At 53.8% G+C, this 1,246-nt stretch carries 2 protein-coding genes; both read left to right on the forward strand.

Annotation, left to right across the window (positions count from 1 at the left end):
* Nucleotides 1-61 precede the first annotated feature (61 nt).
* Complete coding sequence (locus CW742_RS13785) at nucleotides 62-367, forward strand: hypothetical protein (RefSeq protein ID WP_292421362.1); 306 nt, start codon at nucleotides 62-64, stop codon at nucleotides 365-367.
* 145 nt (nucleotides 368-512) lie between these two features.
* A complete protein-coding gene (locus CW742_RS13790; protein WP_292421363.1) occupies nucleotides 513-1,091 on the forward strand; it encodes a hypothetical protein in 579 nt (192 codons plus the stop codon).
* Nucleotides 1,092-1,246 lie beyond the last annotated feature (155 nt).

Genomic DNA, 1,246 nt, shown 5'->3' on the forward strand with positions numbered 1-1,246 from the left:
TTTCGTCGGCAGCGTCGCATGTTAATACGAGCCAGCCAATCTTCCGGTTCCCCGGACCCTGGTGGTTACTGCTGACGCCCCCGATGCTGATAGTATAGTCATAGTCTACAAGGGCGGGCCGGATGAGGCATCCTTCTCGTACGGGATCGTTTCAGTCACCCCCGGTATCAGCGGTCCGCCGCTAACCTGGTCGAATACAACGTCTCACGGCGCCCCTGCCGCACAACAGTATATCCTTGGCAAAATGGTCGGCAACCAGGTGATCGTCACCGGGACAAAGGGGCAGTTTGCAGGAAAGGACCATGTGGTGGTCACCGGTTATTTCAATGACGGGACAAGCCAGGTTCTCCTGAATGTCTTTATCTGACGGTTTTCCTTGCATGGCTCTGAACGAACTGCGCATACTTTCGTATGAATCCGATCTCTCACGTGGGTTTTAAGCAGTCCCCTGATAAAAATTTTTACCCAACCATTCGTGTAGTTTATACAAGGAACAGACAAACTATGCTTACATGAAGCGATTCAATATCCCGGTTATCCTTCAGGCGCTCATCTTCCTCATCCCCCTCAATATCTACGTCATCGGGGACTGGATGGGAAGCGGCATCCAGACCATATTCTTCCGTTACATGCAGACAAATATTGGCGACAGCCTCATATTCCTGAACCGGGAACTCCATTTCATTCTCAAGGGCATCGTCACCGGAAAGACCGCGATTGCCACATCCATCTGGCTCATCGGCGTCGCAATCATCCTCATCGCAACGCTGCTGGTCATCCTTGCATACCGGCAGCAGAACCCGCGTCTCCTCCGGCACGGCGCGTACCTCAATGCCGCAGGAGCCCTCCTCTTCAGCATCTCCATCGTCATCCAGTACGGGATCCTCCTCCACGGCCCGGCCGGCATCGCCATCCCCCTCGGAATACCGGTGATCCTTAGCGTTGCGTATTTCCAGTACAAATCGGTTGAGAACGATCCCGATCCGGAACCGGATGGTGAAGGCGAAGGGGCTGATGATGCTGAGGACGACGATGAACCCGGTGTCGGGTCCGGTGTACAATCCAGCGACCCCGAAGAGCCCCTGCGCTGACCGGCCCGGGTGGAAATCCCGCATCCATCCTCTTTTCCCCCCACCCTGCCATATTTTCTCATTGTTTTCCAATTACGGGATATTATTGGTTGCAGGAAAGAGGAACATTTATCTGCACAAGGTTGCAATCTCTGACCATACAGTGTGATTCAGAG

The organism is Methanoregula sp., from assembly GCF_002835825.1.
Lineage (GTDB): Archaea > Halobacteriota > Methanomicrobia > Methanomicrobiales > Methanospirillaceae > Methanoregula.